At 38.5% G+C, this 5,302-nt stretch carries 5 protein-coding genes and 1 pseudogene; 1 reads left to right on the top strand and 5 read right to left on the bottom strand.

Features of this window, described 5'->3' with window-relative positions; all coding sequences use genetic code 11:
• Positions 1 to 252: 252 nt before the first annotated feature.
• The gene (locus EP737_RS24925; protein ID WP_129732087.1) at positions 253 to 1,527 is read right to left on the bottom strand and encodes an NAD(P)H-dependent oxidoreductase; all 1,275 of its coding nucleotides are present in this window, start codon (positions 1,525 to 1,527) and stop codon (positions 253 to 255) included.
• Between the two features lie 995 nt (positions 1,528 to 2,522).
• Here EP737_RS24925 and EP737_RS27030 point away from each other — a divergent pair.
• Positions 2,523 to 2,819 (top strand): annotated as a pseudogene (locus tag EP737_RS27030) (integrase catalytic domain-containing protein); the annotation flags it as partial.
• A gap of 100 nt (positions 2,820 to 2,919) precedes the next feature.
• Here EP737_RS27030 and rpiB read toward each other — a convergent pair.
• From rpiB to EP737_RS24905, 4 genes are all read right to left on the bottom strand, one after another.
• Positions 2,920 to 3,366, bottom strand: coding sequence for a ribose 5-phosphate isomerase B (gene rpiB / locus EP737_RS24920; RefSeq protein WP_129732085.1), 447 nt, complete (start codon positions 3,364 to 3,366; stop codon positions 2,920 to 2,922).
• A gap of 397 nt (positions 3,367 to 3,763) precedes the next feature.
• Positions 3,764 to 4,708 carry a sugar-binding transcriptional regulator gene (locus EP737_RS24915; RefSeq protein WP_129732083.1) on the bottom strand — a complete coding sequence of 315 codons (945 nt, stop codon included), beginning with the start codon at positions 4,706 to 4,708 and terminating at the stop codon, positions 3,764 to 3,766.
• Positions 4,709 to 4,765: 57 nt separating this feature from the next.
• Positions 4,766 to 5,125, bottom strand: a complete 360-nt coding sequence (locus tag EP737_RS24910) for a PTS glucitol/sorbitol transporter subunit IIA (protein WP_129732081.1) — start codon at positions 5,123 to 5,125, stop codon at positions 4,766 to 4,768.
• An 81-nt stretch (positions 5,126 to 5,206) separates the two neighbouring features.
• Positions 5,207 to 5,302 (bottom strand): hypothetical protein (locus EP737_RS24905; RefSeq protein WP_165350933.1); only part of this gene is annotated, 96 nt, incomplete at its 5' end.

Genomic DNA, 5,302 nt, shown 5'->3' with positions numbered 1-5,302 from the left:
GATAAAGTGTTCTCCAAACCATTGAATCCATTCCATCGAACCCAACACTCCTTCCCGCTACACTAAAGATGTTATTAAATAATCAACAAAACACATAAAATAATGGCAATTTCCTTAAAAAAGAACGGTATTGTCTCCAGTTGCTCTCTTAGCATAAAGGCAGTGCTGCAAAACTCTTGTAAACCTTTTTAAAGCTATGAGTTTTGCAACACACCATCTACAAATTAAATTAATCCTTAAATGACGCTACTATTAAAGTGTTATTTCGCGCAAATCTTGTACAGGGAATAAACGATCCTGAAGCGCTCTTAGTTTCCAAACTGTTGTATTAGTGTCTAACTCTACATCATCGGTTGTTAGGAACTGACCTTGGCGGATGTCTTTCTTAGCTACAACGTTACCACTGATTAAACCGATCGGGATATGGCCGTTTCGCTTCATGTCCTGATGCGTTTCAAGAACGCCGCGTACAGAATAACCTCCGATACCGTCTAACGTTTCCCCAGCTTTAATGTCACGTTTTGCAACGGTAACAGTTTCAGAAATAGGTGCGCCTAAAGGGTGAATGGATGATTCATGCTGTAAAACCGCTTTTGCAATGGTAATTGGTGTTTCTAGACTTGCCAAATGATATGGACGATATAGGATATGGTGATCTCTTTCACCTTTTTTCAACAAATAGTTCAATTCATGTGCTACACCTTCGTTTTGGCCTTTTACAATGACAAACACCCCAGGAGCAAGACCATCTACATATTCAACTACTCCAAATTGACTTAATACCCCGCCATTTCCCTTAAGATCTAGATCTTTCACAACGGAATCAAGATCTCCGGCGATTCCGTGCATTCCCACTACATCGGGAACAAATCCAATCGCGTTAGACAATAGATTCATTTCAGCCATTGTTTTTGTACCATCTTGGAAAGCAGCAAGCATCTTAGGAGACATTTTGTTCCTCATTGCCTCTTCTTTTGCAGTATCAGGATTTGCTGTGGTACGCAATTTATTGTTCTTTCCTTTACCGGCAACGAGTACTTCCATGCCCATTGTCTTTGCAAATTCAAATAACTCAAGTGTTGCTGCTGGCTCATCACCTGCTGAACCTGTGTATACCAACCCAGCATTGTCAAACAACTGATGCATAATAGAACCAATTGTGATGTCCACTTCAACATTTAATAAAACAAGGTGCTTTTTAGATCTTAATGCTTCAAGGGAAATGTTTGCTCCTACTTCTGGAACACCTGTAGCATCGACAATTACTTCCACATTAGAAGCTTGAATTACTTGACGGAAATCATTTGTTACAATAATCTGCTCTTTCTTAGCTGCTTTTGAATTATAGTAATCTGCAGCTCTTTGGGCAGCCTCAACATTAATATCACTAATTCCTGTTACTGCCATGCCTGGAATACTAGAAATTTGAGCGATCATCCCAAATCCCATTTGTCCGGCACCGATAACACCCACTTTAATTGGCTCGTTCGCACGTTCTCTTTCTAAAAGCTGTTGATAAATTGACATTGTTAAATCCTCCTCTTAAAAAATTCTGAAAATTTTTAATGTTAATTACTTTTATATAAAAGTAGAAAATAAAACCATTTATAAATTGGAACCCAGTTACATAACCTGCCTCTATCAAGTTATCACTAGCACTTCTCATACCAGATAACCCGAAACGTAACTTTTGTTCAATTGATTAACATTAAAAAGATAATGTTAACTTTTTTTATAGAAAGTAACAAAAGATGAATTTATTTAACATATGACATGGTGTTTATCATTTGTTACTGCCATGTGCTTATAATAAAACGAAATGAAAGGGTTGTCAATAAAATTTGTGAAATAATATAAAGAACAAGGAAAAGATCAGAGAGGGAATAAAAAGGATTATTATTACGGTCAATATGCTTGATTACTCCTGCTATTTCAGCGGTAATGATGACCCATAACATCTAGAAAAGAACGAGTGGATATTGAAAAACAGTCTTTGATCAGGTGGAACCCTAAAGAGAGTGGAATAAATATAGACACAAAACAACTAATTGGAGTGGATAATAACGCTAATGATGTCGTAGCACAGAATGGAAAGGAAAGGACTGTTTATGAGGTAATCCAAACAGCTAGAGAAATATGTTAAACATGCATTAAGGAGTGATATGATCTCTTCTAGAAGGTAGACACAGAGTCCCCTGTACTCTAAAGTAAAGTGAGCCTTAATAATAGAGCATGAAAAAACCTCCTTTGATTCGCACACTAAATAGACGAACCAAGGGAGGTTTGTTTTGATCACAAGAGTATATTACCTAGCGGAGATCAAATGGAGTGGAAATCAAACTTTGTGATAACAGTCTGAGCGCCTGTCAGACGATTGGAGTTCCATGTAGGATTACGAATGATAAGAACGTATGGACTATTATCTAAGGGCTAGTGGAAGAAAAAATATATAGCAAGCAGGAGCGGATCCGGTTGTATCTCCTAACTCTCCCTAAAGAGAATTTGAAGCAACTTCATCGAATCAAAATTGGTTTACAACTGCAACGCATCCCCTATTTGGAGGTTGTGCCTTCCCCCTCTTCACCATTACAGATGCCTACGGCCTTGAATTTCTCAGCTATGTCAAAAGCGAATTCACCTTTGTCCGACTCACTTTTGACACGCTCAAACAGGCGATACGTAAGCGTGATGCCACGGTTTTCATTCTTCACTCTGATCATGGAAGTATCTATACCTCTAAGGAATCTCAGATGTATGACAAAAAAACAGCATTACCACAAGCATATCCCGTAAAGGAAACTGCTATGATAATGCCATAAAGGAAAGCTCCTTCGCCGTATTAAAGTGCAAAGCTTTCTACTCACAACAGATAATATAATTATCCAATACAGCTGTATACACAGGAAGGATAATACCACTCTATTTATGAGTCATTTCATATACTTTGACTTTGTTAACTCGTGTTGCATGTCTACCACCTGCAAAAGGAGTTGTTAACCATACTTTTGCAATATCACGAGCTAAACCAGGACCGATCACGCGCTCTCCCATCGCTAATATATTAGTATCGTTATGTTCTCTTGTTGCTCTAGCGCTAAACGTATCATGCACAAGTGCACAGCGAACTCCCTTTACTTTGTTTGCTGCAATGCTCATTCCAATTCCTGTACCACAAATCAGAATACCACGTTCTACTTCACCATTTGCTACTTTTTCAGCTACTGGAATCGCATAATCTGGATAATCAACAGATGTGTCGCATTCACAGCCTAAATCTATATAATCGATATTCATGTCTTCCATCAAGGAAATTATTTCTTTACGAATAATTATACCGCCATGGTCAGATGCAATAGCTACTTTCACTTTCTTTCCCCCTATTCGATAATGCCAAATTCAATATCACCAGAAGCTGTAATATCTGCAACTTGAATTCTTCTTTATTTTTAAAGAAAACTCGCCGATTGGCGAGCCCTGCCCTTGGGTGAAGACAGAGGCGTAGTTGCACTTATACTTTGTTCCTAAAATTTCCAACTATGTCGAATGGTCTTCTAGCTAGAAATTTATACTTTCTTAAAGTGTAAAGAAAACTCGCCGATTGGCGAGCCCTGCCCTTGGGCGACGACAGAGGCGTAGTTGCACTTATACTTTGTTCCTACAATTTCTCACTACGTCGAATTGTCTTCCAGCTAGAAATTTATATTTTCTTAAAGTGCAAAAAAATAACGGGACGACTGTATAAATATCTCGTCCCGAACTACTTTTAGACTTGGTCCAACAAAGCCTTGGCTGTTTGTTCATCTGTAACTAGTACATGAACCAATCTACCTTCCAATGCTGCTTTTATTGCTTGTACCTTTTCTAATCCACAAGCCACTCCAATGATAAGGGGAATTTCTTTTAGTTTCTCTAATTCCAACGTAATAACTTTTTCATTCCACGAACTATGGGCGGTCCGTCCATTCTTATCAATGAAATTGTAACAAATATCTCCAACTATATCTGTATGGTCAAAATGCTCCTGATGTTCCTTCCCTAAGTAAGACTGTACCATGGTTGAGTGCTCTGGTGTTCCCCCAATCCCTACAATTGCTATATTGGATTGAGTAGCTAAGTTGAAAACATCTTGAATGGAAGTTTGTCTCATAAATATTTCTTTCGCTTCTTTAGAATCCACCATTACCGGAGCATGAAGGAGCTTGTATTGAGCTTGCATACTCTCGGCTAGCTTTGCGACAATATGGTTTGCATGGATATCTACCCTCTCATTTCCCATCCCTCCAACTAGTGGAACAAAGGTAACAGATGGATACTGCTGATTCGTGGACATAGCCTCGGCTACCTCATGTAGAGTCGTTCCAGCCGAAACTCCGATGGTTTGTCCATCTCGAATTACCCTTAATAGGTATTTAGTCGCTGCAGCTCCCAGTCGGCTTTTGGATGACTCATTCCCGAGATTCGGGATACATACCACTTCACGTAAACCATACAATCGTTCGAGCTTTCCTTCTAGCTGCCTAAAAGGATGAATGGTGTCATCATGAATAATAATTTCAACAATACCAAGATCTTTAGCTTTGGCAAGGTACTTAGAGATAAGGGAACGACTTACTCCAATTTCATCCGCAATCTGCGATTGGGTAGCCCCCTCTTCGTAGTACATATGAGCAATTTTGACGAGTATTCTTCTATCCTCAAAAGAAGACACATTAATACACCCTCTTTCATTTTCTCTAATATCTCACTTCTAGAGGGCCTTGTTACACTAACCCTTAAATTCAATTATACTGCCTTCTTTAAACTTTGGAAGTACGTGCGGGCTAGCAAATACAGCTCCTGGGAGAACTTGTTCAGCCGGCTCCGAGAAATAGATTGAAATATGACCAAGTTCCTTTAAATTATTATTTGCTGCAGACCCTACAGCTGTAATTGTAAATTGTTGATCATCAATTTGGAGCGTTCCGCCTTCTTTAATCGGTTCTTCCGAACCGTTTCCTTCTAACTCATGGATAACCGCTATTTCTTTTAACTCTTGCGTCGCTTGAGGACCAAATAAAACCACAATTTTTTCCTCTTCGAATGATAAAGCTAGTGCCCCAATTTCTTTTACAATACTTTTATACATGTTAGTTCCTCCATTTTTTTGTAATATTATGCAATATCAAATTTTACTGATATTCTCAATACTTATAAAATAGATATAGGCTTATTGTTGATACATTCCAAAACTTGCAACATAAGCAATAACAACCGCAAGAACACCTGTGATTAAACGGCTATATAATACCGCCGGTACACCATA

Origin of the sequence: Ectobacillus funiculus (assembly GCF_004138295.1) — a bacterium.
Taxonomy (GTDB): domain Bacteria; phylum Bacillota; class Bacilli; order Bacillales; family Bacillaceae_G; genus Ectobacillus; species Ectobacillus funiculus.
Note: the sequence above shows the minus strand (reverse complement) of the source record. Positions and strands in the feature narration are given on the sequence as shown.

Coding starts and splice junctions, on each gene's coding strand:
- EP737_RS24925 (WP_129732087.1), bottom strand. CDS start 1,527: ATGTCAATTTATCAACAGCTTTTAGAAAGAGAACGTGCGAACGAGCCA.
- EP737_RS24910 (WP_129732081.1), bottom strand. CDS start 5,125: ATGTATAAAAGTATTGTAAAAGAAATTGGGGCACTAGCTTTATCATTC.